This is a genomic window from Blastococcus sp. URHD0036, from assembly GCF_000701365.1.
GTDB lineage: Bacteria > Actinomycetota > Actinomycetes > Mycobacteriales > Geodermatophilaceae > Trujillonella.
On record NZ_JNIK01000016.1, the window covers coordinates 45071 to 71667 of the forward strand.

A 26597-nucleotide genomic window follows, 5' to 3' on the forward strand; every position below is an offset into this window, starting at 1 on the left:
GACGGGTTCGTCACGGGCTGTGCAGGGCGAACGACCCGGCCCCGCGCCAGGGCGAGCCGACCGGCCACCGGCCCGCGCCGGGCGGGAACCAGTCGAGGGCCACGTCGGGCACGGCGGCACCGACGTCGCGGTCGAGGTTCACGAAGTTGAGGTCGAGCAGCGCCCGCATCACCGGGCCCGCCTCGTCCTCGCGCTGGGTGATCTGGGGCAGCAGCGTGCCGCGGTCGGCGAACAGGTCGACGATGTCGCACCGGCAGGCGTAGGCGATGGTGCCGATCTCCCCCGGACTGCGCACGACGTCGTCGCCGACCTCGTCGCGCAGGTCCTCGCCCATGGCCAGGTACTGCTCGGCACTGGCCCAGTTGGTCGTGATCGGTGCGTAGTCCCAGACGGGCGCGCGCCGGACCAGGAACGCCACCTGGACGAGCAGCGCTGCACCGACCAGCGCCAGGCCCACGAGCGCCGGCAGCCGGACACCTCCCGGCAGGCGGCGACCGGGCCGGTCCGCGTCCGCAATCGGGTCGCCGGCCGGGTCGAGGGCCTTCGCCGGGCGGCGGGCGAGCGCGCCGGCTGCCAGCGCGGCGACGATCGTCAGCGCGCCCACCGAGGGTGCGTAGTACCAGTGGTAGGGCGGCGGGGCCAGGACGCTGTAGGCCGCGTAGTGCCCGACCCCGCCCAGTCCGAGCGCGGCCACCGGACCCAGCCCCTGCCAGCGCGGGTACCGCCAGGCCCGGGTCACGGTCCAGACGACGAGGGCGAGGAGGCCCGCCAGCGCCGGGACGGCAGCCAGCACGACCGGCGTGGGATAGCGCTCGAGGTAGAGATCCCAGCCGTTGCCGAACTCCCACGGGCCCCAGGCGGAGGAGGACACCGTCTTGATCACCAGGGTGTCGGGCACGAGCGCGCCCAGGGCGAACCAGCTGAAGACGTACCAGGGGGCGGCGGTCAGCAACGCGCTCGTGGCGACGGCGAGCGACCGCCGCCGGAGCGTGCGCGTCGTCAGCCACAGGACCAGCGGGAACACGGCCAGGTCCACCCGCGTGAGGACGAGCAGGGCGGCGAGGACGCCGAAGAGCACGGGCCGGCCCTCCGCGGCGGCCACGGTCGCCCAGACCACGAGGGTGAGCGCGAGGGTCATCTCCATGCCGACGATGGCCAGCATGAGCGGGCTGAGGAGGGCCATGAGCGCCGCGCCCAGAGCTGCCCAGGCCGGCAGGCGCAGCGCCCGGGTCAGCCGCAGCAGGCCCCACGCCTGCAGGCCGGACAGCACCACGAGGACCACGCCGAGGCCCCAGACCGCGTCGCGGACCACGAAGGCCGCGGCGCCCAGCACGAGCACGTTGAGCGGGGACGTGGCGCTGTTGGCCGTCCGGTACGGCGTGAGGCCCCAGTGCAGGTGCTCGGCGAGGTTCCGGGCGTAGGACAGGGTGATGTAGGCGTCGTCGATCAGCGCCCCGCGGACCACGAGGAACACGACGGCGGCCACGAGAGCCGTGATCCCGATGACCGCCGCGTCCGCCGGCCGCCTCCGGGCGGGAGGGGACGGGAGGGTGCCGCGGGCACGGTCCTGCTCCAACGCCCCCACCGGTCGAACGGTACTGCCTGGGGAGACGGCCCGGGTCGGGCCCCGACGTCAGCCGATGCGCTCCAGGTACAGCGTGCCCGGGCCGGTGGCGGGGGAGTCGGTGGGCCAGGTGGTCACGCCCGCCGGGACCGCGCCCTGCGTCCACCGCAGGCGCCACTGGGCCGTCAGCGGCTCGTCGTCCCGGTCGAGGCGGGCGAAGTTGGCGTCGAGCAGCGCCCGCATCACCGGGCCGGCCTCCTCCGTGCGGTCGGCCACCAGTTCGACGGCGATGCCGCGGTCGGAGAAGTAGTCGACGATCGTGCAGTCGCACGTGTAGGCCAGCGTGCCGACCTCGCCGGGCGCCTCGACGACGTCCTCGCCGACGAGGGCGCCGACCTCGGCACCGATCTCCCGGTACTCCTCCGGCAGGGCCCAGGAGCCGAAGTACACCGGGCGGTCCCAGGGCAGGGGGCGGTCGCCGGAGGTGACGGCGAACAGGGCGCCGGCAAGGACCGCCACGCCGACCGGGACGGCGGACCCGACGGCGAACGGTCGTGGCGCGGGCAGGAGCAGGGCGCCACCCAGCACGCCGGCGATGCCCAGCGCGACCGTCGTCGGCACGTAGTACCACTGGTAGGGCGGCACCCCGAGCAGCGAGTACGCGCCGAACCAGGCCAGCCCACCGACCACCAGCCCGACCAGCGGCCCCGCCGCGTCCGGGTACCGGCGGCGCACCCGTGGCACGGCCAGGGTCACCGCGACCGCGAGCCCCGCGACCGCCGGCACGAGGGCCACCGCCAACGGCAGGAGGCCGCGGTCGAGCCAGAGGGTGACCAGGCCGTTGGCGAAGGTCTTGTCGCCGAACCCGCGCTGCAGCGTCTTGATCACGAAGGTGTCGGGGATCGCCGAGCCGAGTGCCCACCAGCTGACGGCGGACCAGGGCAGCGCCACGGCGGCGGCGATCGCCGGTGGCCGCCAGCCGCGCACCGCCGGGCTGAGCAGGAAGACCGCCGCGACGACCAGGCCCAGGTCCAGGCGGGTGAGCACCAGGAGCCCGGCGAGCAGCCCGAAGGCCCCCGGCCGTCCCGCCACGGCGGCCCAGGTGAGCCCGGTGAGCAGCGCGGCGATCGGCAGCACCTCCAGACCGATCGCGGAGTTCACGAACGGGTTGGCGAGGACGACCGCCAGCAGCGCGGCCGACCACGCGCCCGAGCGCCCCAGCCGCCGCGCCGTCGCGGCGGCCCACCCGGCGAGGAGCGCGCACCAGACCACGGTCGCGACGGCCAGGCCGAGCACCGGTCGCACCCCGCCAGGGCCCAGCGAGAGCAGCCAGGTCACCCCGGCGAGGGAGAGCACGTTGAACGGTGACGTCGCGCTGTTCGCCGTCTCCGGGGCGATCAGACCCCAGTGCAGGTGCGTGACGACGTTCCGGACGTACCCCAGCGTGATGTAGGCGTCGTCGATCAGCGCCCGGTGGACGAGGAGGAAGACCCCAGCGCCGACGGCCGCGCCGACCGCGGCGGCCACCGCCGGCGTCCACCGGGAGGTGCGGGCGATCGTCGGTTCCGGTGGGTCGTGGACGGCGGCACGGCTCACGGCACTCCCCCCGGCACCGGGCGTCCCCGCCCCGTGCTCCTGGACCACCCCGTGGCCTCCGCGATGGTACGGCCGCCCGTAGGGTCGCTCCCGTGTCCGAGCACCCGGCCCCGCTGCGCGTGGTGGCGGTGACGTACTCCCCGGGGGAGTCGCTGGAGGGGTTCGTGCAGTCGCTGGCGGCCGCCACCACCCGGCCCACCGAGGTCGTGCTGGCCGACAACGGGTCCACCGACGGCGCCCCGGAGGCCGCGGCGGCCGCGCACCCGAACGTGCGGCTGCTGCCCACCGGCGGCAACGTCGGCTACGGGGCCGCGGCCAACGCGGGCCTGGCGGGGGTCCCCGACGGCTACGCCCTCGTCGCCAACCCCGACCTCCGGTTCGAGCCCGGCTCGGTCGACGAGCTGCTCGCCGCGGCCGCGCGCTGGCCCCGCGCGGCGACGCTGGGCCCGGCCATCCGCACGCCGGAGGGCGAGCTCTACCCCTCCGCCCGTGACCTGCCCCGGCTGTCCACCGGGATCGGGCACGCGGCGCTGGGCTGGGCCTGGCCGGGCAACCCCTGGACGGCCCGCTACCGGCGGGAGCGCGAGGAGCCGCGGGAGCGACCGGCGGGCTGGCTGTCGGGCTCCTGCCTGCTCGTCGACGTCGCCGCGTTCCGGTCGGTCGGCGGGTTCGACCCCGGCTACTTCATGTACTTCGAGGACGTCGACCTCGCCGAGCGGCTGGGCCGCCGGGGCTGGCTGCACGTCTACGTCCCGAGCGCCGTCGTCGTCCACGAGGGCGGGCAGGCGACCAGCCGCGAGCCGCACCGGATGGCCCGCGTGCACCACACCAGCGCCCTGCGCTACCTGTCCGCGCGGCACCCCGGCCGGCGCAACGCGCCGCTGCGGGCGGCGTTCCGGGCGGGGCTGGGTGCCCGGATGCTGGTCTCCTACGTCAGCGGGCGGGTGGCGGCCGGCGCGCCGTTCCAGCGCCGGGCCGAGGGTGTGGGCCGCGCCCGCGTGCCCGGTGCCGCCAAGCTCGCCAAGCCGGGTCGGGCCGCCCGCGGGGGAGCCGCCCGATGAGGCACGCGGTGATCATGGCCGGCGGGTCCGGGACACGGCTGTGGCCGCTGTCGCGCGCGGCGCGGCCCAAGCAGCTGCTGGACGTCGTCAGCGACGGCGACGGGCGGGGTGCGCACAGCCTGCTGGCCGAGGCGTTCACCCGGCTGGAGTCGGTGCTGCCCGCCGAGCGGATCTGGGTGTGCACCGCCGCGCGGTACGGCGACCAGGTACAGGCCGCGCTGCCCCGGCTGCGGCCCGACCGGCTGGTGCTCGAGCCCGTGGCCCGCGACACCGCCAACGCGGTCGGACTGACCGCGGCGCTGGTCGCCGACGCCGACCCGGACGCCGAGCTGGCGGTGGTCAGCGCCGACCACGTGATCCGCCCGGTCGAGCGCTTCGCCGACGTCCTGCGCACCGCCTACGACGCGCTCGCCGCCCGGCCGCGGTCGCTGGTCACCCTCGGCATCCGGCCCACCTCGCCGGCGACGGGCTTCGGCTACGTGCGCCGCGGCGGGCCGACGGAGGTGGCCGGGGTCGCCGAGGCCGCCGCCTTCGTGGAGAAGCCCGACCGCGCCACCGCCCAGGGGTATCTCGCGTCGGGGGAGTACCTGTGGAACTCGGGGATGTTCGTCTGGCGGGCCCGGACCGTGCTGGACGCGCTGGCCGACCACCTGCCGGAGAGCGCCGAGGGGCTGGCGCGGATCGTCGCCGCGCCGGCGGGCGCCCAGCGGGACGCCGTCCTCGCCGAGGTCTTCCCGACCCTGCCGAAGATCAGCGTCGACTACGCCGTCCTGGAGCCGGCCGCGCGCGAGCCGGGGCGGGTCCTGGTCGCCGACCTCGACGTCGAGTGGCTCGACGTCGGGTCCTGGCCGGCGCTCGCGCAGACGCTGGAGACGGTCGGTGACAACGCCGTCCGCGGTCTGGCGGTGACCCTCGACTCGGCGGGCAACATCGTCTTCAGCGACGACCCGGAGCACCTCGTCGCCCTGGTCGGCGTCCGCGACAGCGTGGTCGTGCACACCGCCGACGTCACGATGGTCTGCCCCATCGGCGAGGCGGAGCGGGTCAAGCAGCTGCTCGCCGAGGTCGAGTCCGCCCACGGTCCGCGCTTCTCGTAGCGGTCTGGTTAGCCTCGGGGCATGAAGAGCTTCGAGGTCGCCGCCGTCGTCTCCGGAGGGGCCTCGGGCCTCGGTGCCGCCACCAGCCGCGCGCTGGCCGCCCGCGGTGCCGCCGTCACGATCCTCGACCTCAACGAGGACGCCGGGACGGCCCTCGCCGCCGAGCTCGGCGGGCACACGACGTTCGTCCGCACCGACGTGACCGACGAGGCGAGCGTCGAGGCCGCGATCGCCGAGGCCACCGGCAAGGACCGCCCGCTCCGCATCGCGATCAACTGCGCCGGCATCGGCTGGGCCGAGCGCACGGTGAACCGGGACGGCTCCGCGCACGGCCTGCCGCAGTTCACCAAGACGGTGATGGTCAACCTGGTCGGCACCTTCAACGTGCTGCGCCTGGCCGCCGCCGCCATGGCGCGGACGGAGCCGGGGGAGGACGGCGAGCGCGGAGTCGTCGTCAACACCGCCTCGATCGCCGCCTACGACGGTCAGATCGGGCAGATCGCCTACGCGGCGTCCAAGGGTGGCATCGTGGGGCTGACCCTCCCGGCGGCGCGGGACCTGTCCAGCGTCGGCGTCCGGGTCTGCACGATCGCCCCCGGGCTGGTCGACACGCCGCTGCTGGGCAGCCTGCCCGAAGAGGCCCGCACGGCGCTGGCCTCCGGCATCCCGTTCCCGCGGCGGCTGGGCCGGCCCGAGGACTTCGCCGAGCTGGCGCTGGCCATCGTGGAGCACGGCTACCTGAACGGGGAGGTCATCCGCATGGACGGCGCGCTCCGCATGGCGCCGCGCTGAGCCCCCGTCCACCGTCCTGGGCGAGCACCGCTTCCCCCGCACCCCGGAGCACGCCGTGAGCACCCCCACACTTCCCCGCAGCACCGCCGCGCCGGCCTTCGAGTCGGCGTTCCGGCCGGACTGGCCGCTCGACGTCCGCCGCAGCCTGTCGGTGCACCTGCGCGGGACGGGCGACCCCACCCTGCGCTTCGAGCAGGACGGGACCTGGCGGGTGACCACGACCCCCGACGGCCCCGCGACCGTGCGGATCACCGTGGTCGGCGGCGAGGTCCGGGTGGCGGCCTGGGGCGCCGGGGCGGAGTGGGCCGGCAGCCGGGTGTCGCTCTGGCTGGGGGCCGACGACGACCCCTCGGCCCTGGACTGCCGGGACCACCCGCTGGTCGCCCGGCTGCACCGCACCACCCCGTGGCTGCGCCTGGGCCGCACCGAGCGCACCTGGGACTGCCTGGTCCCGGCGGTGCTGGAGCAGAAGGTCACCACCACCGAGGCGCACCGCGTGTGGCGGGCGCTGCTGCGGCTGGCCGGCGAGCCGGCGCCCGGTCCCGCACCCGAGGGCATGCGGGTGCCGCCGTCGCCCCGGCGGCTGCTCGAGGTGACCGACTGGGAGTGGCACCGCTGCGGCCTCGACGGTGCCCGCCGCCGCGCGCTGCGCGCCGTCACCTCCGTCGCGTCCCGCATGGAGCCGCCGGAGGCCGTGGACTCCGCGGACCTGCAGCGCCGGCTGCGCACGGTGCCCGGCATCGGCGTCTGGACGGCGGCCGAGGTGGTGCAGCGGGTGTTCGGCTGCCCCGACACGGTCAGCTACGGGGACTACCACCTGAAGAACCAGGTCGGCTTCGCGCTGACCGGTCAGGCCCGCACCGACGACGACGGGATGATGGCGCTGCTCGAGCCCTGGACCGGCCAGCGGCACCGGGTGGTGCGGTTGCTGCTGACCAACGGGGTCGCCCGGGCACCGCGGTTCGGCCCGCGGAACGCGCCCACCGACCACCGCCGCATTTAGCGTTCAGCTCTTCGGCCTCGCTGCAGGGGCCCGCGCCGAGCTTGCGAGGCGTGGGGGGCAGCGAGGTCCTTCATTCGACCGTGACCGACTTCGCGAGGTTGCGCGGCTGGTCGACGTCGTGGCCGCGGGTGTCGGCGATCTCGCAGGCGAGCACCTGCAGCGGCACGGTGGTCACGACCGGCGCGAGCAGGGTGGGTGTGCGGGGCACCCGGATGATGTGGTCGGCGTAGGGGACGACGTCGTCGTCACCCTGCTCGGCGATGACGATCGTCCGGGCGCCGCGGGCGCGGACCTCCTGGATGTTGGAGACGACCTTGCCGTGCACCGACTCCCGGGCCCGGGGCGACGGGACGACGACCACGACGGGCGTGCCCTGCTCGATCAGCGCGATCGGGCCGTGCTTGAGCTCGCCGGCGGCGAAGCCCTCGGCGTGGATGTAGGCCAGCTCCTTGAGCTTCAGGGCCCCCTCGAGGGCGACGGGGTAGGCCACATGCCGGCCGAGGAACAGGATCGTGCCGGCCGAGGCGAGCGACCGGCCGAGCGCGCGCACCGGCTCCATCTGGAGCAGCACCTCGGACACGGCCTCCGGCAGCCGACGCAGGTCCTCGACGATGGCGCCCACCTCGTCGGCGTACTTCACGCCGCGGACCTGGGCCAGGAACAGCCCGACCAGGTAGCAGGCCACGATCTGGGCCAGGAAGCTCTTGGTCGAGGCGACCGCGATCTCCGGGCCCGCGCGGGTGTAGAGGACGGCGTCGGACTCGCGCGGGATGGTCGACCCGTTCACGTTGCAGATCGCCAGCGTGCGGGCCTCCTGCGCCCTGGCGTGCCGCAGCGCCATCAGCGTGTCCATCGTCTCGCCGGACTGGCTGATGACGATGACCAGCGTCGAGCGGTCCAGCACCGGGTCGCGGTAGCGGAACTCCGAGGCCACCTCGACCTCGACCGGGATCCGCGTCCAGTGCTCGACGGCGTACTTGGCGATCAGCCCGGCATGGAACGAGGTGCCGCAGGAGACGACGAAGATCTTGTCGATGTCGCGCAGCTCCTGGTCGGAGAGGCGGACCTCGTCGAGCACGAGCTCACCGGCGTCCCCGATCCGGCCGAGCAGGGTGTCGGCGATCGCCTGCGGCTGCTCGGCGATCTCCTTGAGCATGAACCAGTCGTGGCCGCCCTTCTCGGCGGCGGCGGCGTCCCAGTCGACGGTGTAGGCGGTCGGCTCGACGACCGTCCCGGCGAAGTCGGTCACGGTCAGGCCCCGCTCGCGGTGGATCTCGACGACCTGGTCCTGGCCGAGCTCGCGCGCCTCGCGGGTGTGCGCGATGAACGCGGCGACGTCGGACCCGAGGAAGTACTCGGGGACGCCGTCGGCGGTCTGCCCGACGCCCACGACGAGGGGGCTGTTGCGGCGCGCGGCGACGACCGTGTGCGGCTCGTCGGCGTGGGTGGCGACGAGGGTGAAGGCTCCCTCGAGCCGCCGGCTGACGGCGCGCATGGCCTCGGCGAACCGGTCGGGGCCGGCCGGCAGGTCGTCGTAGGCGGCGGCCAGCAGGTGCGCGGCGACCTCGGTGTCGGTGTCGGAGCCGAACTCGATGCCGCGTGCCTCGAACTCCTCGCGCAGCGCGGCGAAGTTCTCGATGATCCCGTTGTGCACGACCGCCACCCGCGCGTCGGTGGACAGGTGGGGGTGGGCGTTGCGGTCGGTCGGGCCGCCGTGCGTGGCCCAGCGGGTGTGCCCGATGCCGATCGTGGAGGGCGGCAGCGGCTGGCCGGCCAGGGCCTTCTCCAGGTTGGCCAGCTTCCCGGCCCTCCGGGCGGTGGCCAGCTCCCCGCCGGCCGCCGGGTCGCCGATCCGGACCGCCACGCCCGCGGAGTCGTAGCCCCGGTACTCCAGCCGGCGCAGGCCCTCCAGCACGACGCCCAGCGCCTCCTGCGGACCGACGTACCCCACGATGCCGCACATGGAGGCGGAGACTAACCGTCCCGACCCCTAGGGTCCGTGCGGCAGCAGGACCGGAGCTGGGGAGGGCACGTGGCAGGCGCGGCGACGGATCCGACCGTGGTGGTGGAGCGGATCGGCGCGGTCTGCTCCGTGCAGCTGGCCCGGCCGGACAAGCTCAACGCCGCGAGCCCGCAGCTGCAGGCGGAGTTCAACGAGGCCCTGCGCGCGGCGGCGGCCGACGACGACGTGCGGGTGGTCGTGCTCAGCGGTCGCGGTCGCGCGCTGTCGGCCGGCGGGGACACCGACGTCCTGCAGCAGCTGGTCACCGGGACGGCCGCCGCGGCGTTCCAGCGGCAGCTGGCCGACCTCACCGAGGAGCGGCTCCGGCTGGCGTTCGAGGACCTCGGCAAGCCCCTGGTGGTCGCGCTGCACGGCTTCGCGATCGGCTGGGGTGCCGAGCTCGTCGCCATGGCCGACGTCGTCGTGATGGACGACGACGCCTACCTCCAGGAGCCGCACGCCCGGTACGGCATCGCGCCGGCGCCCGCCTGCGAGCTCGTGTGGTCGCGGTTCGTGCCGCCCGGCGTCCTCACCGAGATCCTCGCCCTCGGCCGCCGGGTGACCGCGGCGGAGGCGCTGCGCTGGGGGCTCGTCACCCGGGTGGTGCCCTCGGGGCAGGCGCGGACGGTGGCGCTGGACCTGGCCGCCGAGCTCGCCGAGGTGCCCGCCGGTGGACTGGCGGCGGTGAAGCGTGCGGTGCACGGCGACGTCGCCGCCCGGTTGCGGGAGGCGAGGGGTCAGCGGGGTTCGGCGAGCAGCCCCAGCAGGTAGCTGCCGTACCCGCTCTTGGCCAGCGGCTCGGCGATGGCCTGCAGCTGCTCGTCGGAGAGCCACCCCTGCCGCCAGGCGACCTCCTCGATGCAGCCGATCTTCAGGCCCTGGCGCTCCTCCACCACGGAGACGAACTCGGTGGCCTGGCGCAGCGACGCGAAGGTCCCGGTGTCCAGCCAGGCGGTGCCGCGGTCCAGCACCGTGACCGTGAGCCGGCCCTGGTGCAGGTAGTGCTCGTTGACCGCGGTGATCTCGAGCTCGCCGCGGGCGCTGGGCGTGATGCCGCGGGCGACGTCGACCACCGACGACTCGTAGAAGTAGAGGCCCGGGACGGCGTAGGAGCTCTTGGGCTCGGCCGGCTTCTCCTCGATGGAGAGGACGCGGCCGCCGTCGTCGAACTCCACGACGCCGTACTCGGCCGGGTTGGCCACGTGGTAGGCGAAGACGTGGCCGCCGTCGGGGTCGGGCAGCCGGCCCAGGGCGGTGCCGAGGCCCGCGCCGTAGAAGATGTTGTCACCCAGGACCAGCGCCACCGACTCGCCGCCGATGAAGTCCGCGCCGATGAGGAAGGCCTGGGCCAGCCCCTCGGGCCGCTCCTGGACGGCGTACTCGATCCGCATGCCCAGCTGCGTGCCGTCGCCCAGCAGGGCCCGGAAGGCGGCCTGGTCGCCAGGGGTGGTGATCACCAGCACCTCGCGGACGCCGGCCATCATCAGCGTCGAGAGCGGGTAGTAGACCATCGGCTTGTCGTAGACCGGCATGAGCTGCTTGCTCACGGCCTGCGTGATGGGGAAGAGCCGACTCCCCGTGCCCCCGGCCAGGATGATCCCGCGCATGGGACGGACGCTAACGGGTCCGTGCAGGTCAGGTGCCGTCGGAGCCGACCCACATCCTCCCGACGAGGGAGGAGCCGCCCGGTGTGCCCACCGGCTCCCAGCGGGTCGCCCAGCCCTCGGCGTGCAGCTGGACGACGACCGCCCCGAGCACCGCGCCCAGGTTCAGCGCGGTGGTGACCGTCGCCCGCTCCGGCAGGTGGACGTCGACCACGCCGTCGCCGCCGCCGTAGCGCAGCACCACCGGGAAGTCCGGCAGCGCGGCGGCCGCGACGCGGAACGCCTCGGCCACGGCGTCGAGCTCCCCGGGGCGCGGGACGACGTCGTCGGCCGGCCGGCGGCTGGGGACCAGGTCGCGGGTGCCGAAGCGGAACAGGTCGCCGGGGCCGAGGCGGACCAGCGGGCGGGTGCCGGTGTCCTCGGTCGGGGGGGCGGCCGGCCAGCCGCGGACGACGGCGACGGGCAGGCCGGCCAGCTTGCCCTTCACCAGGTCGGCCGCCGCGGCGAGCTCGTCGACGACGGCGACCTGGGTGGTCTCCAGCTGGTTGCCGTGCGCGTCGACGGCACCGCGGAGGTCGGTGAGCGCCGAGATCCCGGCGGCTCCGACGGCGACGTCGGTCAGCCCCTCCCGCCAGGTCCGGCCGAAGGTGTCGCTGACCACGACGGCGACGTCCACGCCCAGGAGCTCGGCCAGCCGGGCGCGCAGACCGCGGGCGGAGGCGTCCGCGTCCTCGGGGAGCAGCACGAGGGCGTCGCTGGCGACGTTGGAGGCGTCGATGCCGGCGGCGGCGACCACCCAGCCGTGGCGGGTCTCCACGATCCGCAGCGGTCCGCGGCGGGCCACCACGCGCACGGTCTCGCCGTCGATGGCCCGCTGCCGCGCGGCCTCGCGGTCCTCGCCCGGCGGCACGGCCACCAGCCGGCCCTCCACCTTGGCGACGACCTTGGAGGTGACGACGACGACGTCGCCGTCGGCCAGCCAGGGCGCCGCGGCCGCGACGGCTCCGGCCAGGTCGTCGCCGGGGGAGAACTCCGGCAACTCCGGCACCGGGTGCACGGAGATGCCGGGCGGCGGCTCAGACACCCGCGGCGTCCAGGGCGGCGCGCGCCAGCGCGGCGGTCGCCTCGGGGTCGGTCATGAGCAGCGGCACCTGCCGGACGTCGACGCCCGGCACGTCGGCCGCGTCACCGGGGGCGATGAGCCAGGCGTCGAGCAGGCCGCCGTCGGAGCGGGCTCCGTAGTGCCGCCCGACGCCCTCGGCGCTCACCTCCACACCGACCACCGGCAGGCACCGGTCGGCCATCCCGCGCACCGGACCGCCGCCGACGATGGGGGAGACGCCGACGACCTTCCCCGGCGCGGCCAGCAGCGCGTCGCGCAGCCCCGGCACCCCGAGCACGGTGCCGATCGACACGACCGGGTTGGACGGCGCCAGCAGGACGGCGTCGGCGCGGGCGAACGCCTCGGCGACACCGGGTGCCGGGCGGGCGTCGTCGACGCCGACCTGGACGAAGCCGGTCGCGGGCAGCTCCGCACGGTGGCGCACCCACCACTCCTGGAAGTGGATCGCGGCGGGGCGCCCGGAGTCGGGGTCGGTGACCAGGACGTGGGTCTCCACCCGCTGGTCGCTCATCGGGACCAGGTCGACGCCCGGCTGCCAGCGGTCGGCCAGCGCCGTGGTGATCTGGGAGAGCGGGTAGCCGGCGTCGAGCATGCGGGTGCGGATCAGGTGCGTAGCCAGGTCCCGGTCGCCGAGGCCGAACCAGGTGGGCTCGGCGCCGTAGGCGGCCAGCTCCTCCTTGACCCGCCAGGTCTCGCCGGCCAGGCCCCACCCGCGTTCGGGGTCGATCCCGCCGCCGAGGGTGTACATCACCGTGTCGAGGTCGGGGCAGATCCGCATGCCGTGCAGGGTGACGTCGTCGCCGGTGTTGACCACGGCGGTGATCCGTGACCCGGATGTGACGTCCTTGAGTCCGCTGAGGAACCGGGCGCCGCCGATGCCGCCGGCCAGTACGACGATCTCCACGAACTTCATGGTGCCTCATGGGCACTTGTCGACTGTTCGCCCGGCGTGTCGCAGCTCGGGACGAGATCTGACGAACGATCTGTGACTCGTGGGGCTCCTGTGGTCATTTGGTTACACCAAGCGAGGTTGACGGTCACCCAACGACACGCGTGTAATTCCCGCGGTGTCACCGACTGCTGAGCCGCGGGAACGTCCCGCGGATCGCGTCGGGGACGAGAGCGAGAGGGGACGCATCGTCATGGCAGAGGTGTCGTGGTTGAGCGACCACATGGGCGCGTCCGATCGGCCGGCCGACCGGGGCACGGTGGCGTCGACCCCCGTGTTCGGCAGTCTGCTGGGCCTGGGTGAGGACGACGCGCCGTCGTGGCAGGAGCGTGCCCTGTGCGCCGAGACGGACCCGGAGGCGTTCTTCCCGGAGAAGGGCGGCTCCACCCGCGAGGCGAAGAAGATCTGCACCGGCTGCGAGGTCAAGGCCGAGTGCCTGGAGTACGCACTGTCCAACGACGAGCGCTTCGGCATCTGGGGGGGTCTCTCCGAGCGGGAGCGCCGCCGGCTCCGCCGCCGCGCGGTCTAGCACCCCCGGCCGCGAGGCCGTCCACAGCCGTCGATGCGTCGAGCATCGGCGGCTGTGGTCGTATGGCGGGCGTGCGAACGCGGGTGGTCACCGGCCGTGCCGACGTCCCCCGGGAGCTCCGGGCCGCCGCCCCGCTCATGGCCTCGCTGCGGGCGCCGATCCCGGCCCGCGCCCCCTGGCTCACCGCCGTCCTGAACGTCTCGGCCGCCCGGCCCGGCACCGGGTCCCCGGTCGCGGTGGTCGTCGAGCAGGCGCCGGGGGGACGGCCCGACGGGCTCGCCCTGCTGACCGCCCGCCGGCGCGGGGCCGCCCTGGAGCTGACGCTGCTGGGCGACGGCGCCGGCCCGGTGCCCCCGGGGCGACCGCACGCCCGGCTGCTCGCCCGGGACGACGACGCGGCCGCCCGGCTGGCCGAGGGGGTCCTGTCGCTGGTCTCCGGACGGTCCGCCCCCTGGTCGCTGTCGCTGTCCGGCCTGCCGCTGGGCGACCCGACCTCGCGGGCCCTGGGGCTGCTGCGCCCCGAGGCCTCCTTCGCCACCGCCCGCACCAGCCGGCTGGTCGACCGCCTCGACGGCGCCGGCGGGTCCGTCGCCCGCAGCCGCGACCCCCGCGAGGTGGAGCGCCGGCTGCCGGCCCTGCTCGCGGCCCAGCCGGACGGGCGGTGCCGTGACCTGCTCCGCGCGGCCGCCCGCCTGCACGCGGCCATCGGACAGGTGGAGGTCGCCGTGCTCACCGACGGGCCGCGGGTCCGCGCCACCGTGCTGACGCTCGTCGACGGCGCCGACCGGCAGCCGTGGGTGGGCTGCGGCGACCCGGCCGCCCTGGATCACGAGATGGGAGCGCCGGCGACGTCGCTGCGGGTCTCCGCCGGCTGGTTCAGCCGCCCACCAGCACCGCGCTGAGCGCCCGGTCGGGCACCGACTCCGCCCGGTCGGTGCCGAGGAACAGCGTGCCGCTCGCCGGGGCCCAGGCGCCGGGGTCCGCCGCGCCGTCGGAGCCCAGCGACACGGTCAGCTCGTAGACCCGGCCGGTGTAGACCGGCGGTCCACCGTTCGGTCGCGTGTAGGTGGGGAACCGCCCGGTCAGGCGCAGCACGTCGTCGTCCGCCTCGGTGGCCAGGGCGGGGGAGGGGAGGTCGGCGTACTCGACCGGCCCGGGCGTGCACCCGGCCGCGAGCGGGTCCGCGGGCGCCTCGGTGGACAGGCAGTTCCAGATGGGCAGCCGGACGTGGGCCAGGGCCGTGCCGTCGCCCCGCGCCGTCACGCTCAGGGCCGGGCTCGTGACCGTCGTCCCCACCGCCCGGTGCTCGAGGACGAGCGGCGCGAAGGAGAGCCGGGCGGCCCGGCCGCCGGCGTCCAGCGGGACCGAGAGGTGGGCGAGGCCGCCGGCGCCGGCCGCTCCGGGCGCGGGCGCCGGCGGCACCTCGGGCAGTTCGGGCACCGGCCGGGCCGACGTCGGAGAGCTGTCGGCCCGGCCCGCCCCGGAGTCGGCCGTCCCCTCCCGGCTGATCCCGGCGACGACGGCGAGCACCCCGAGCAGGAGCAGGGCGGCCGCCGCCATGGCCACGACGACGCGACCGGCGGAGGGGGCGTCGTCCGGATCGGCGACCGGCGCGGGCAGCACCCGGGCCGGCGGCCGGGCGGCGGCCGCGCCGGGCGTCCCCGGGGGCGTGGCGCGAAAGGCCGGCAGGTCGTCGTCCGGGAACGCCGGGCCGGGAGCCGGCGGCGGGAGGTCCCCGGGGCGTTGCCGGCGGCGGCCGGCGGCGGGGACGACGAGCAGCACCGCGCCGGCCAGGAGTGCGACGGCGCCGAGCACGGCCCAGAGCACGGCAGCGGCGTCCATCGTGCCCAGCATCTCAGGGGGGCGGATCGCCTCGTCCGCCCTCAGCCCGTGGGGTCGATCTCCTCGGGGTCGCGGCCCAGCAGCACGGCGACCTGGTCGACGACGACGTCGCGCACCAGGTCGGCGAGGTCGTCCCGGTCGGCGGCGCGGATCTCCAGCGGCCGGCGGTAGACGATGATCCGGGCGGGCACGTCCCGGCCGCCCTCGCGGTGCGCGGGCAGCACCCGGGCCAGCGGCACGCTGCTGTCGTCGAGCACGTCGGCGTCGAGGACCACCTCGTCGGGGCTGGTGTGCTCCACCCACGGCACGTCCTCGACGGCGAACTCCACGCCGGCCAGCTCCCGCTCCCAGCGGCGCTCGAGGTCCTCGACCGCGTCGAGCACCAGGTCGTCGAACTGCTCGGCCCGGCTGCGCGACAGCGGGACCTCCGCGGGGACGAGCCGCCCGCGCAGCCCACGGCCGTGCCGGTCGCGGCGGGACCGGACCGGTCGGCGGGGAGGTCGGCTCATGGCGACAGGAGGGTACGTCTCAGCGGGGGAGCCGGCGCCACAGCGCGCGGGGCACCACCTGCATCAGCGCGGCGACGGGGCCCAGGGCGCGCGGCACCCAGACGGTCTCCCGGTCCCGCGCCAGGGCCTCGACGACGGCGTCCGCGACGGTGTCGGGCGTGCTGGACAGCGGCGCCGGCGACATGCCCCGCGTCATGCGCCCGACGACGAACCCGGGCCGGACGAGCAGCAGTCGGACCCCCGATCCGGCGAGCGCGTCGGCCAGCCCGCTGGCGAAGCCGTCCAGCCCCGCCTTCGCCGAGCCGTACACGTAGTTCGCCCGGCGCACCCGCGCGCCGGCGACGGAGGAGAAGACGACGATCCGGCCGCGCCCGGCCTCGCGGTACCGCCGCGCCAGCAGGGTGAGCACGTGCACCTGCGCGACGTAGTCGGTGTGCACCACGGCCACCGCCGCGGCCGGGTCGGACTCGGCCGCGGCCTGGTCGCCGAGCACCCCGAACGCGACCAGCGTCGTGCCGGGCAGGCCGTGCCGGTGCTCGACCCGGGCGAGGACGTCGGCGTGCGAGCCGAGGTCGTCGGCGTCGAACTCCACCCGGTCCACGGCGACCGCCCCGGCGTCGAGCAGCGCGCCGGCCTCGTCGTCGAGGTCGTCGGCGCGGCGGGCGGCGAGCACCACGTGCCGGGCGCCGGCGGCCACCAGCCGCCGGGCCACCGCGACGCCGATCTCGCTGCGCCCGCCGAGGAGGAGGACGGGACCGGTCGTCGGCTCGCTGGCGGTGCCCATGGGGTCCATCGTGCAGGATGTGGCTCCTGCTCCCGTCACTCCGAAAACCCGGTGCGCCTGCTCCCATCGTCGCCGCCTCGCGTCTAGTGTCCAGGGCGTGAGGAACCGGTGGTGAGGCAGTCACGTCGCTGCTCGCGCAGCGGCTGCGCGCAACCGGCAGCGGCGACCCTGACCTACGTGTACGCGGAGTCCACCGCTGTCGTCGGTCCGCTGGCGACGTTCTCGGAGCCGCACAGCTACGACCTCTGCGAGTTCCACGCCCAGCGGCTCACCGTGCCGCGCGGCTGGGAGGTCGTCCGGCACGAGATCGACGTCGACGACGTCGGCCCGACCGGGGACGACCTGCTCGCCCTGGCCGACGCGGTCCGCGAGGCCGCGCGACCCGAGCCGCCCCGCGACCCGGCCGACGACGGCCGGGGCACGCGCCGCGGCCACCTGCGGGTCCTCCCCGACCTGTCCTGAACCGGGCGTCCTCCTAGGATCAACGGGCGCACGGCCAGGGAGCCGTCGCTCGATCCGGCGAGGGGCGACGAACACGTGGTGGACCTGAGCTCGATCATCAAGGCCTACGACGTCCGCGGCGTGGTGCCCGACGAGTGGGACGAGCACGTCGCCCGCCGGATCGGCGCGGCGTTCGCCGAGTTCGTGCACGCCGAGACCGGCGCGACCGCCGTCGTCACCGCGCACGACATGCGCGACTCCTCCGTGCCGCTGTCGCGGGCCTTCGCCGAGGGCGTGCTGTCGCGCGGGGTGGACGTCGTCGAGGCCGGGCTCGGCTCGACCGACCTGCTCTACTTCGCGGCCGGCTCGCTCGGCGTCCCCGGCGCGATGTTCACCGCCAGCCACAACCCCGCGCAGTACAACGGCATCAAGCTGTGCCGCGCCGGGGCCGCGCCCATCGGCCAGGAGTCCGGGCTGGTCACCATCCGCGAGCTCGCCGAGGTCGACAGCTACGACCGGGTGCCCGACCGGCAGGCCCAGATCTCCCAGCGCGACCTCCTCGCCGAGTACGCCGCGTACCTCCGGGAGCTGGTCGACCTCTCGACGATCCGTCCGCTGCGCGTCGTCGTCGACGCCGGCAACGGCATGGGCGGGCACACGGTGCCGGTGGTCCTCGCCGGGCTGCCGATGGACGTCGTCCCCCTCTACTTCGAGCTCGACGGCAGCTTCCCCAACCACGAGGCCAACCCCCTGGACCCGGCGAACCTCGTCGACCTGCAGGCCGCCGTGGTCCGCGAGGGCGCCGACATCGGGCTGGCCTTCGACGGCGACGCCGACCGGGTGTTCGTCGTGGACGAGCGCGGGCAGCCGGTGAGCCCCTCGGCCGTCACCGCGCTGGTCGCCGTCCGTGAGCTGGCCAAGGGCCGCGGGACGACGGTCATCCACAACCTCATCACCTCGCGGGCCGTGCCGGAGATCGTGCGCGAGCACGGCGGCGAGCCGGTGCGGACCCGCGTCGGCCACTCGTTCATCAAGGCCGAGATGGCCCGGACCGACGCGGTCTTCGGCGGTGAGCACTCCGCCCACTACTACTTCCGCGACTTCTGGCGCGCCGACACCGGCATGCTGGCCGCGATGCACGTGCTGGCCGCGCTGGGGGAGCAGAGCGGCACGCTGTCGGAGCTCACCGCCGCCTACAGCCGCTACGCCGCCTCGGGGGAGATCAACTCCACCGTGGCCGACGCCGCGGCCCGGACGGCGGAGGTCCGCGCGGCGTACGAGGGGACCGAGGGGGTGCGGTTCGACGAGCTGGACGGGCTCACCGCCGAGCTCCCCGACGGCTCGTGGTTCAACCTGCGGGCGAGCAACACCGAGCCGCTGCTGCGGCTCAACGTGGAGGCGCCCGACGCGGCGTCCATGGAACGGCTACGGGACCGAGTACTGGAGATGGTGCGCGCATGACCGCAATCACGGGACCCCTGGGCCTGGACCCGGCCCTGCTGGAGATCCTCGCCTGCCCCGACACCCACCACAGCCCGCTGACGGTCGACGAGGCCGCCGCCGAGCTGCTCTGCAGCACCTGCGACCGGGCGTTCCCGGTGCGCGACGGCATCCCCGTCCTGCTGCTCGACGAGGCCCGCCACCGCGGTCCCGAGGAGCTCGCACGCCAGCGGGGCACCGCCGGCGCATGACCGCGCCGGAGCTGGCCGAGGAGGTCCTCGACGACCTCGAGGTGCTGCGCGCCCGCGACCCCCGGGGGCTCCTGCCGGCCGTCGCCGGCGCCGGCGCCCAGGTCCGCGAGACCGCCCGGCTGGTCGAGGAGGCCGGGCTGGCGCGGGTCGCCGAGGGCGGCCGCCCCCGCGGCCTGGTGATCGTCGGCCGGCGCGAGGGCGCGGTGGCGGCGTCGGTGCTGCGGGCCCTGCTGGGGCCGGCGAGCCCGGTGACCGTCGACGTCGTCCCGGGGCCGGACCTGCCGGTGTGGACCGGGCCGACCGACATCGCCGTCGTCGCCACGCGGACCGGCGCCGGGCGGTACGCCGTGGCGCCGGCCTACGAGGCGGCCCGGCGCGGCGTCACGCTCGTCGGCATCGGGGCCGAGGACGCGCCGCTGCGCGCCGCCTGCTCCACCGCCCGCGCCCCCTACGTGCCGCTGCCGCACTCCCGGGTCCAGGGGACGACGCTGTGGTCGCTGCTCACGCCGTTGCTGAAGCTGGCCACCGACCTCGGGCTCGTCGCCGACGCCACCGCCGACCTGGCGCTGATCGCCGACGCGCTGGACGAGGTCGCCCGCGAGTGCGGCCCGGCGCAGGAGTCCTTCGTCAACCCGGCCAAGACCCTCGCGCTCGAGCTGCTGGACGCGCTGCCGGTGATCGCCGCCGAGGGGCCGCTGGCCGGCGCCGCGGCCACCCGCGTGGCCGACCAGCTGGAGACCCTCGCCGGCCTGCCGGTCACCACGTTCCGGCTGCCCGACCAGCGGGTCGCCGCGCGCGCCGTGCTCGGCGGCCCGCTGGCGCCCCGCGACGGCGCGGACGACTTCTTCCGCGACCGCTCCGAGGACGCCGGCCGGCGGCTGCGGCTGCTCACCATCCGCGACACCGACGCCGGCGACCACGACGGCCAGGGGGAGCGCGAGCCGCGCTCGGCCTCGGAGGCGATGCAGGAGGTGCTGCGCACCGCGACCGGCGCCAACGTCCCGGTCAGCGCGCTCGCCGAGTACGGGGAGCCGGAGCGGTACGGGCGGATGTGCCGCCTGGCCCGGCAGCTGGCGGTGGCCGACTTCAGCGCGGTCTACCTCGCGCTCGCCCTGGACCAGGAGCGGGCGCTGCGCTCCTGAGCACGGGGTCGGCGACCACCCGGTCGCGGGACGGCAGCCCACGCACCACCATCGGTGACACGGAATCGAGACACCGGCACACGAGTGCCGAGCGAGCGGAGGAACCCCCGTGGCGGGTGGACTGGCAGCCCTGTTGGACGACGTCGCGACGCTGGCCCGCGCGGCCGCCGCCTCCATCGACGACGTCGGCGCCGCCGCTGCGAAGGCGAGCGCCAAGGCCGCCGGGGTGGTCGTCGACGACACCGCGGTGACGCCGCAGTACGTGCAGGGCCTCGCCGCCGAGCGGGAGATCCCGATCGTCTGGCGGATCGCGAAGGGCTCGCTGCGCAACAAGCTGCTCTTCATCCTCCCGGCGATCATGCTGCTCAGCCAGTTCGCCGAGGGCCTGCTGACCCCGCTGCTCATGGTCGGCGGCTGTTACCTGGCGTTCGAGGGCGCGGAGAAGATCTGGGAGAAGGTCAGCGGCCACGGCCACGGGGCCGGCGGCGCCGACGCGGAGGTCAAGGACGAGGCCACGATCGTCTCCGGCGCCGTCCGCACGGACTTCATCCTGTCCGCCGAGATCATGGTCATCTCGCTGAACGAGGTCACCGACGAACCGTTCGTGGCCCGGCTGGTGACGCTGATCGTCGTCGCCTTCGCGATCACCGCGCTGGTCTACGGCGTCGTCGGGCTGATCGTGAAGATGGACGACGCCGGGCTGAGCCTGTCCCAGCGGGAGAACTCCGGACTGGCCGGCGTCGGCCGCGGCCTGGTCAAGGCGATGCCCAAGCTGCTCACCGGCCTGGCGGTCATCGGCACCGCCGCGATGCTGTGGGTGGGCGGGCACATCCTGCTGGTGGGCGCCGACGACCTGGGCTGGCACGGCCCCTACGACGTCGTCCACCACCTGGAGGAGCGTGCGCACGAGGCCGCCGGCGGGGTCGTCGGCTGGCTGGTGAACACGCTGGGCAGCGCGGTGGTGGGGTTGCTCGTCGGCGCGGTCATCGTGCTCGTCTGGCTGCTGGTGCAGCGGCTGCGGGGCAAGGGCGCGGCGACACACGACGCCGCGCACTGACGACGGGTCCGGCCCGGCTGGCCGGACGACGGGGACAGTGGGGGACATGGACCGGGGAGCGACCGACCGCACGCTGCTGTCACCCGAGCGGCGGCGCGCCGACCGGGCCCGGCTGGTCGACGGGGTGGTGGACGTCCTGGTCATCGGCGGCGGGGTCACCGGCGCCGGCGCCGCGCTGGACGCCGCCAGCCGCGGCCTGTCGGTGGGGCTGCTCGAGGCCCGCGACTGGGCCGCCGGCACCTCCAGCCGCTCCAGCAAGCTCATCCACGGCGGGCTGCGCTACCTGGAGCAGCTGGCGTTCCCGCTGGTGCACGAGGCGCTGCAGGAGCGCTCCCGGCTGGTGACGACGATCGCCCCGCACCTGGTCCGGCCGCTGCCGTTCCTGCTGCCGCTGACCGCGCCGGTGTGGCAGCGCGCCTACTACGGCGCCGGGGTGGCGCTCTACGACGTGCTCGGCGCCGCGCTGACCGCCGACCGGGGCGTGCCGGCGCACCGCCACCTCTCCCGACGGGCCGCGCTCGCGGAGTTCCCCGGGCTGGCGCCCGGGTCCGTCCGGGGCGCGATCCGCTACTGGGACGCCCAGGTCGACGACGCCCGGCACACCCTCGCCGTGGTGCGGACCGCCGCCTCGTTCGGCGCCGCCTGCCTGTCCAGCGCCCGGGTGACCGGCCTGGTCCGGGAGGGATCGGGGGAGAGCGCCCCGGTGGTCGGCGTGCGCGTGGCCGACCTGACCGACGGGTCCTCCTACGTGGTGCGGGCCCGCAGCGTCATCGCCGCCACCGGCGTGTGGAGCGACGACGTGGGGCAGATGCTGGGCGACAGCGCGCCCAGCCTCCGGGTGCGCGCCAGCAAGGGCGTGCACCTCGTCGTGCCGCGCGAGGCGATCGACGGTGGGCAGTTCGCCGGGACGGCGGGGGGAGGAGCGACCGGCGGCGGCCCCGACGAGCACCGGCCGGGGCTGATCCTGCGCACGCCGACCAGCGTGCTGTTCGTCATCCCGTGGGGCGAGCAGTGGATCGTCGGGACCACCGACACCCCGTGGGTGCTGGACCGCGACCACCCCGCGGCCAGCAGCCAGGACATCGCCTACCTCCTCGACCAGGTCAACCGCGTGCTGCGGCGGCCGCTGACCGCCGACCAGATCGTGGGCGTCTACGCCGGCCTGCGGCCGCTGCTGGCCGGCGAGGCCGACCAGACCAGCCGGCTCTCCCGCGAGCACGCCGTCGTGACACCCGCGCCCGGCCTGGTGCTGGTGGCCGGGGGCAAGTACACGACCTACCGCGTCATGGCCGCCGACGCCGTGGACGCCGCCACCGCCGGGCTCCCCGGGGTGGCCCCCTCCCGGACGGCGCGCCTGCCGCTGGTCGGCGCGCACCGCTGGGCCGCGGTCCGGAACGCCGCTCCCGATCTCGCCGCCGCCGCCGGCCTGCCCGTGGAGACGGTCGGCCGGCTCCTCCAGCGGCACGGTGACCAGGTCGGCGCCGTGCTGGCCCTCGCGGCGGCGGACCCGGCGCTGGCCCGCCCGCTGCCCGGGGCGCCGGCGCACCTCGCCGCGGAGGTGGTGCAGGCGGTGACCGCCGAGGGTGCGCTGCACCTGGACGACGTCCTCACCCGCCGCACCCGGGTCTCGATCAGCACGCCGCACCGGGGAACGGAGTCGGCCCCGGCCGTCGCCGAGCTGATGGCGGGGGTCCTCGGCTGGGACGCCGAGCGGACCGGGCGCGAGGTGGCGCACTACGAGGCCCGGGTCGCCGCCGAGCGGGAGTCGCAGCGGATGCCCGACGACCGGACGGCGGACGCGGCGCGGCTGGGCGCGGAGGACGTGCGCGCCGCCGTCTGAGGCCGCCGGTACCCCCGGTGGGGGATGTGCCGGGGGGATCACGAGCGCTACACACCTCAGGTGCCCGACTCGCCGGTAACCTCCTCGTCGATGTGGCACCTCACCAGCAACGTCCGTCACTACCCGTGGGGTAGCCGCACCGTCATCCCCGAGCTGCTCGGCCGACCGGCTCCCGCGGAGCTGCCGCACGCCGAGCTCTGGATGGGTGCCCACCCGGACCTGCCCAGCCTGCTGGCCGACGGGCGCCCGCTGGACAAGGCCATCGTCGAGGACCCGGTGCGGATGCTCGGCCCGCGCGTGGTCGAGCGGTTCGGGGACCGGCTGCCCTTCCTGATGAAGGTGCTGGCCGCCGAGACCCCGCTGTCGCTGCAGGCCCATCCCACGATCGAGCAGGCGACCGCCGGGTACGCGGCCGAGGAGGCCGCCGGCATCCCGCAGGACGACCCGGCCCGCACGTTCAAGGACCCGTGGCACAAGCCCGAGCTGCTGCTGGCCCTGACGACCTTCGAGGCCCTCTGCGGCTTCCGGCCGGTCGAGGAGTCGCTGCACTGCCTGGCCAAGCTGCAGCTGCCCGAGCTCAAGCCGACCATCGCGGCCCTGGCCCGGGGGGGTCTGCGGACGGCCATCCCGCAGCTCATCGCGCTGTCGGGCAAGCGGCGCAGCCACCTCGTCGAGGCGGTCGCGCGGCGGGCCGGACAGTTCGTGGCCGCCGCCGACCCGGAGTTCATCAACACCTACCGCTGGGCCGTCCGGCTGGCCGAGGCCTATCCGGGCGACCCGGGCGTCGTCATCTCACTCATGTGCAACCACCTGAAGCTGGCGCCCGGGGAGGCGATCTTCCTGCCCGCCGGGAACCTGCACGCCTACCTGTGCGGCGCCGGCGTGGAGGTCATGGCCAGCTCGGACAACGTGCTGCGGGGCGGGCTGACCCACAAGCATGTCGACCTGGCGGCGCTGATCGAGGTGCTGGACTTCACCGACGGCCGGGTGCCGGTGATGCACCCGGTGCTCGGCCCCGGCGGCCTGCGCTACCCGGTGCCGGTCGACGACTTCGACCTCACCCGGTGCCAGCTCGACCACCAGGCGGGCAGCCTCACCACGGCCGGGCCGCAGGTGCTGCTGTGCACGGAGGGCGAGGCCGTCCTCTCCGGCGAGGCGGGCGGCGGCGAGGAACTGGTGCTGCGCCGCGGGGAGTCGGCGTTCGTGCCGGCCGGTGAGCCGGTGAGCGCCCGCGGTCCCGCGGTCCTCTACCGGTCCACCACCAACGTGCGCTGAGCTCTCCGCTCGTCTCCGGCGGTCGTCCCGTGTGTCGTCCCGGGAGGGGCCGGGCGCGGACGTAGCGTCGGTCGGTGCCGCCCCGCCGTCGTCCTGCTCCGCTGGGCGCAGCCCTCGCCCTGGTGTCCCTCGTCCTGCTCGGCGGCTGCGAGACGACGTTCGGCAGCGACACCGCCGACACCGCCGAGGCCGCGATCGAGGCCGCGCGCCCCGACACCGCGCTCGCCGCCCTGGGGGAGCTCGCCGTGAAGGGCCGCGCGCCCCGCACCGGGTACGAGCGGGACCAGTTCGGCGCCGGGTGGGTCGACACCGACCGCAACGGCTGCGACACCCGCAACGACGTGCTCGCCCGCGACCTGACCGGGGAGGCGTTCGAGCCCGGCACCCGCGACTGCGTCGTCGTCTCGGGGACCCTGGCCGACCCCTACTCGGGGACGACGATCCCGTTCGTCCGCGGGCAGGACACCAGCGACGACGTGCAGATCGACCACGTCGTCGCCCTGTCCGACGCCTGGCAGAAGGGCGCGCAGGGGTGGGACGAGGCCACCCGGACCGCCTTCGCCAACGACCCGGAGAACCTGCTCGCCGTCGACGGGCCGCTCAACCAGCAGAAGAGCGACGGCGACGCGGCGACCTGGCTGCCGCCGAACACCTCCTACCGGTGCTCCTACGTGGCCCGGCAGGTCGCGGTGAAGCTCGACTACGGCCTGTGGGTGACCACCGCCGAGCGCGACGCCATCGCCGGCGTCCTCGCCGGGTGCCCCGACGAGCCGCTCCCCGGCTCGGGAGCGCCCGCGCCCGACGTCCCGGCGCCGGCCACCGACCCGGTCGCGGTGACCTACCCCGACTGCGCCGCGGTGCGGGCGGCCGGCGTCGCGCCGATCCGGCGCGGCGAGCCCGGCTGGAGCGATGCGTTCGACGGCGACGGTGACGGGGTCGGCTGCGAGGGCTGATCAGGCCCCCGTCGCGTAGACTGAGCGGCGGCACGAGCCCCGCCGAAGCCTCGGCATGCTCGCTCTCCCCGTTCTCGGGGATCGAAGCGACCCTGCATCCGACTGCATCGCCCGGCCAGCCTGCCGGGCACCCACCCTGGAGCGACATGACCGCCAGCACTGGTACCCGCACGCTGTCCACCCCGACCGGCGAGGCCGACTACAAGGTCGCCGACCTCTCCCTGGCCGGCTTCGGCCGCAAGGAGATCCAGCTCGCCGAGCACGAGATGCCCGGCCTGATGTCGCTGCGCGCCGAGTACGGCGACGCCCAGCCGCTCGCCGGCGCGCGCATCGCCGGCTCGCTGCACATGACCGTGCAGACCGCCGTCCTCATCGAGACGCTGACCGCGCTGGGCGCCGACGTCCGCTGGGTCAGCTGCAACATCTTCTCCACCCAGGACCACGCCGCCGCCGCGATCGTCGTCGGCGAGGGCACCCCCGAGGAGCCCGCCGGCGTGCCGGTCTTCGCCTGGAAGGGCGAGACGCTGCCCGAGTACTGGTGGTGCACCCAGCGCCTGTTCGAGTTCCGCGACGAGAGCGGTCAGGTCGTCGGCCCGAACATGCTGCTCGACGACGGCGGCGACGCCACGCTGCTCGTGCACCTGGGCACCCGCTTCGAGGCCGACGGCGTCGTACCCGACACCACCGAGGCCGACTCCGAGGAGTACGGCGTCATCCTCGAGACCCTCCGCGGCACGCTCGCCGAGGACGGCGGCTACTGGACCCGCATCGGCAAGACGATCAAGGGCGTCACCGAGGAGACCACCACCGGCGTGATGCGGCTCTACGAGCTCGCCCGCGACGGCCGGCTGCTCTTCCCGGCGATCAACGTCAACGACTCGGTCACCAAGAGCAAGTTCGACAACCTCTACGGCTGCCGGCACTCGCTGATCGACGGCCTCAACCGCGCCACCGACGTGATGATCGGCGGCAAGGTGGCCGTGGTCTGCGGCTACGGCGACGTGGGCAAGGGCTGCGCCGAGTCGCTCCGCGGCCAGGGCGCCCGCGTGATCATCACCGAGATCGACCCGATCTGCGCCCTGCAGGCCGCGATGCACGGCTACGAGGTCACGACGCTGGACGAGGTGATCGGCAAGGCCGACATCATCATCACCACGACCGGCAACAAGGACATCATCTCGGCCGAGCAGCTGGCCTCGACCAAGCACCAGGCGATCATCGGCAACATCGGTCACTTCGACAACGAGATCGACATGGCCGGCCTGGCGCGCACCCCGGGCGTCGTCAAGACCACGATCAAGCCGCAGGTCGACGAGTGGCGGTTCGCCGACGGCCACACGATCATCGTGCTGTCGGAGGGCCGGCTGCTGAACCTGGGCAACGCCACCGGGCACCCCAGCTTCGTGATGAGCGCGTCGTTCTCCAACCAGACGCTGGCCCAGATCGAGCTGTGGAACAACCGCGCCGCCTACGAGGGCAAGACCCCCGGCGTCACCGTGCTGCCGAAGAAGCTCGACGAGCACGTGGCGCGGCTGCACCTGGACGCCCTCGGCGTGAAGCTCACCGAGCTGTCGAAGGTCCAGGCCGACTACATCGGCGTCCCCGTCGAGGGCCCCTACAAGAGCGACCACTACCGCTACTGACGGGCACCCGACGGCCGGGAGAGACCCCGGCCGAGTGACACGTCGCGACACCCGCCTGGTCGAATGACCGGGCGGGTGTCGCCGTTCCGGGCTCCGAACA

General features: G+C 75.3%; 25 protein-coding genes. 16 read left to right on the top strand and 9 right to left on the bottom strand.

The window, feature by feature from the left end:
* Positions 1 to 10 precede the first annotated feature (10 nt).
* Complete coding sequence (locus N555_RS0116555; RefSeq protein WP_156036397.1) at positions 11 to 1585, bottom strand: glycosyltransferase family 87 protein; 1575 nt, start codon at positions 1583 to 1585, stop codon at positions 11 to 13.
* Between the two features lie 48 nt (positions 1586 to 1633).
* A complete protein-coding gene (locus tag N555_RS0116560) occupies positions 1634 to 3160 on the bottom strand; it encodes a DUF2029 domain-containing protein (protein ID WP_051684163.1) in 1527 nt (508 codons plus the stop codon).
* A 92-nt stretch (positions 3161 to 3252) separates the two neighbouring features.
* Between N555_RS0116560 and N555_RS0116565 the strand changes: the two genes are divergently transcribed.
* The 4 genes from N555_RS0116565 to N555_RS0116580 are packed head-to-tail and all read left to right on the top strand — an operon-like array spanning position 3253 to position 7113.
* Positions 3253 to 4221: a glycosyltransferase gene (locus N555_RS0116565; RefSeq protein WP_081866298.1), complete on the top strand. Its 969-nt coding sequence runs from the start codon at positions 3253 to 3255 to the stop codon at positions 4219 to 4221.
* Entirely contained in the window at positions 4218 to 5318 is a 1101-nt protein-coding gene (locus N555_RS0116570; protein WP_029432616.1) for a mannose-1-phosphate guanylyltransferase, read from the top strand. The genes N555_RS0116565 and N555_RS0116570 overlap by 4 nt, the downstream gene beginning before the upstream one ends.
* Before the next feature lie 21 nt (positions 5319 to 5339).
* Positions 5340 to 6110: an SDR family NAD(P)-dependent oxidoreductase gene (locus N555_RS0116575; protein WP_029432617.1), complete on the top strand. Its 771-nt coding sequence runs from the start codon at positions 5340 to 5342 to the stop codon at positions 6108 to 6110.
* A 55-nt stretch (positions 6111 to 6165) separates the two neighbouring features.
* Positions 6166 to 7113, top strand: coding sequence for a DNA-3-methyladenine glycosylase family protein (locus tag N555_RS0116580; protein WP_029432618.1), 948 nt, complete (start codon positions 6166 to 6168; stop codon positions 7111 to 7113).
* A gap of 70 nt (positions 7114 to 7183) precedes the next feature.
* Here N555_RS0116580 and glmS read toward each other — a convergent pair whose 3' ends face one another.
* Complete coding sequence (glmS, locus tag N555_RS0116585; protein WP_029432619.1) at positions 7184 to 9076, bottom strand: glutamine--fructose-6-phosphate transaminase (isomerizing); 1893 nt, start codon at positions 9074 to 9076, stop codon at positions 7184 to 7186.
* Positions 9077 to 9145: 69 nt separating this feature from the next.
* Here glmS and N555_RS0116590 point away from each other — a divergent pair, with 69 nt between their 5' ends.
* Positions 9146 to 9886 (top strand): enoyl-CoA hydratase/isomerase family protein, encoded by a 741-nt coding sequence (locus N555_RS0116590; RefSeq protein WP_029432620.1) that lies wholly within the window; start codon positions 9146 to 9148, stop codon positions 9884 to 9886.
* On the opposite strand, the gene rfbA is transcribed toward N555_RS0116590, so the two are convergent.
* The 3 genes from rfbA to cofD are packed head-to-tail and all read right to left on the bottom strand — an operon-like array spanning position 9853 to position 12755.
* Entirely contained in the window at positions 9853 to 10722 is an 870-nt protein-coding gene (rfbA, locus tag N555_RS0116595) for a glucose-1-phosphate thymidylyltransferase RfbA (RefSeq protein ID WP_029432621.1), read from the bottom strand. The two genes, N555_RS0116590 and rfbA, sit on opposite strands and share 34 nt — an antisense overlap.
* A 28-nt stretch (positions 10723 to 10750) precedes the next feature.
* A complete protein-coding gene (locus N555_RS0116600) occupies positions 10751 to 11803 on the bottom strand; it encodes a coenzyme F420-0:L-glutamate ligase (RefSeq protein ID WP_029432622.1) in 1053 nt (350 codons plus the stop codon).
* Positions 11796 to 12755: a 2-phospho-L-lactate transferase gene (cofD, locus tag N555_RS0116605; RefSeq protein WP_231502876.1), complete on the bottom strand. Its 960-nt coding sequence runs from the start codon at positions 12753 to 12755 to the stop codon at positions 11796 to 11798. The genes N555_RS0116600 and cofD overlap by 8 nt, the downstream gene beginning before the upstream one ends.
* 259 nt (positions 12756 to 13014) lie before the next feature.
* On the opposite strand from cofD, the gene N555_RS26100 reads away from it, so the two are divergent.
* Positions 13015 to 13320, top strand: a complete 306-nt coding sequence (locus N555_RS26100) for a WhiB family transcriptional regulator (RefSeq protein WP_197029067.1) — start codon at positions 13015 to 13017, stop codon at positions 13318 to 13320.
* A gap of 71 nt (positions 13321 to 13391) precedes the next feature.
* Positions 13392 to 14222: a GNAT family N-acetyltransferase gene (locus N555_RS0116615; protein WP_231502878.1), complete on the top strand. Its 831-nt coding sequence runs from the start codon at positions 13392 to 13394 to the stop codon at positions 14220 to 14222.
* Here the strand turns inward: N555_RS0116615 and N555_RS26105 are convergent.
* The 3 genes from N555_RS26105 to N555_RS0116630 are packed head-to-tail and all read right to left on the bottom strand — an operon-like array spanning position 14197 to position 16455.
* Complete coding sequence (locus N555_RS26105) at positions 14197 to 15162, bottom strand: hypothetical protein (protein ID WP_156036398.1); 966 nt, start codon at positions 15160 to 15162, stop codon at positions 14197 to 14199. The genes N555_RS0116615 and N555_RS26105 overlap by 26 nt on opposite strands.
* Before the next feature lie 41 nt (positions 15163 to 15203).
* The gene (locus tag N555_RS0116625; protein WP_029432626.1) at positions 15204 to 15671 is read right to left on the bottom strand and encodes a metallopeptidase family protein; all 468 of its coding nucleotides are present in this window, start codon (positions 15669 to 15671) and stop codon (positions 15204 to 15206) included.
* Between the two features lie 19 nt (positions 15672 to 15690).
* On the bottom strand, positions 15691 to 16455 hold the full coding sequence (locus N555_RS0116630; protein WP_029432627.1) for an SDR family NAD(P)-dependent oxidoreductase: 765 nt from the start codon (positions 16453 to 16455) through the stop codon (positions 15691 to 15693).
* A 111-nt stretch (positions 16456 to 16566) separates the two neighbouring features.
* Here N555_RS0116630 and N555_RS0116635 point away from each other — a divergent pair, with 111 nt between their 5' ends.
* The 9 genes from N555_RS0116635 (at position 16567) to ahcY (ending at position 26497) form a co-directional block, all read left to right on the top strand.
* Positions 16567 to 16917 carry a DUF3499 domain-containing protein gene (locus N555_RS0116635; protein ID WP_029432628.1) on the top strand — a complete coding sequence of 117 codons (351 nt, stop codon included), beginning with the start codon at positions 16567 to 16569 and terminating at the stop codon, positions 16915 to 16917.
* A gap of 78 nt (positions 16918 to 16995) precedes the next feature.
* Positions 16996 to 18357 carry a phosphomannomutase/phosphoglucomutase gene (locus N555_RS0116640; protein ID WP_231502880.1) on the top strand — a complete coding sequence of 454 codons (1362 nt, stop codon included), beginning with the start codon at positions 16996 to 16998 and terminating at the stop codon, positions 18355 to 18357.
* Positions 18354 to 18587 carry a Trm112 family protein gene (locus N555_RS26110; RefSeq protein WP_051684164.1) on the top strand — a complete coding sequence of 78 codons (234 nt, stop codon included), beginning with the start codon at positions 18354 to 18356 and terminating at the stop codon, positions 18585 to 18587. Before N555_RS0116640 ends, N555_RS26110 begins: the two co-directional genes overlap by 4 nt.
* A complete protein-coding gene (locus tag N555_RS0116650; RefSeq protein ID WP_029432631.1) occupies positions 18584 to 19729 on the top strand; it encodes an SIS domain-containing protein in 1146 nt (381 codons plus the stop codon). The genes N555_RS26110 and N555_RS0116650 overlap by 4 nt, the downstream gene beginning before the upstream one ends.
* A gap of 109 nt (positions 19730 to 19838) precedes the next feature.
* On the top strand, positions 19839 to 20786 hold the full coding sequence (locus tag N555_RS0116655) for a DUF808 domain-containing protein (protein WP_029432632.1): 948 nt from the start codon (positions 19839 to 19841) through the stop codon (positions 20784 to 20786).
* Between the two features lie 46 nt (positions 20787 to 20832).
* The gene (locus N555_RS0116660; protein WP_034511189.1) at positions 20833 to 22626 is read left to right on the top strand and encodes a glycerol-3-phosphate dehydrogenase/oxidase; all 1794 of its coding nucleotides are present in this window, start codon (positions 20833 to 20835) and stop codon (positions 22624 to 22626) included.
* 90 nt (positions 22627 to 22716) lie between these two features.
* On the top strand, positions 22717 to 23901 hold the full coding sequence (gene manA, locus N555_RS0116665) for a mannose-6-phosphate isomerase, class I (RefSeq protein WP_029432634.1): 1185 nt from the start codon (positions 22717 to 22719) through the stop codon (positions 23899 to 23901).
* 74 nt (positions 23902 to 23975) lie between these two features.
* Positions 23976 to 24854, top strand: coding sequence for a GmrSD restriction endonuclease domain-containing protein (locus N555_RS0116670; protein WP_029432635.1), 879 nt, complete (start codon positions 23976 to 23978; stop codon positions 24852 to 24854).
* Between the two features lie 146 nt (positions 24855 to 25000).
* Positions 25001 to 26497, top strand: a complete 1497-nt coding sequence (gene ahcY / locus N555_RS0116675; protein ID WP_029432636.1) for an adenosylhomocysteinase — start codon at positions 25001 to 25003, stop codon at positions 26495 to 26497.
* Positions 26498 to 26597: the final 100 nt, after the last annotated feature.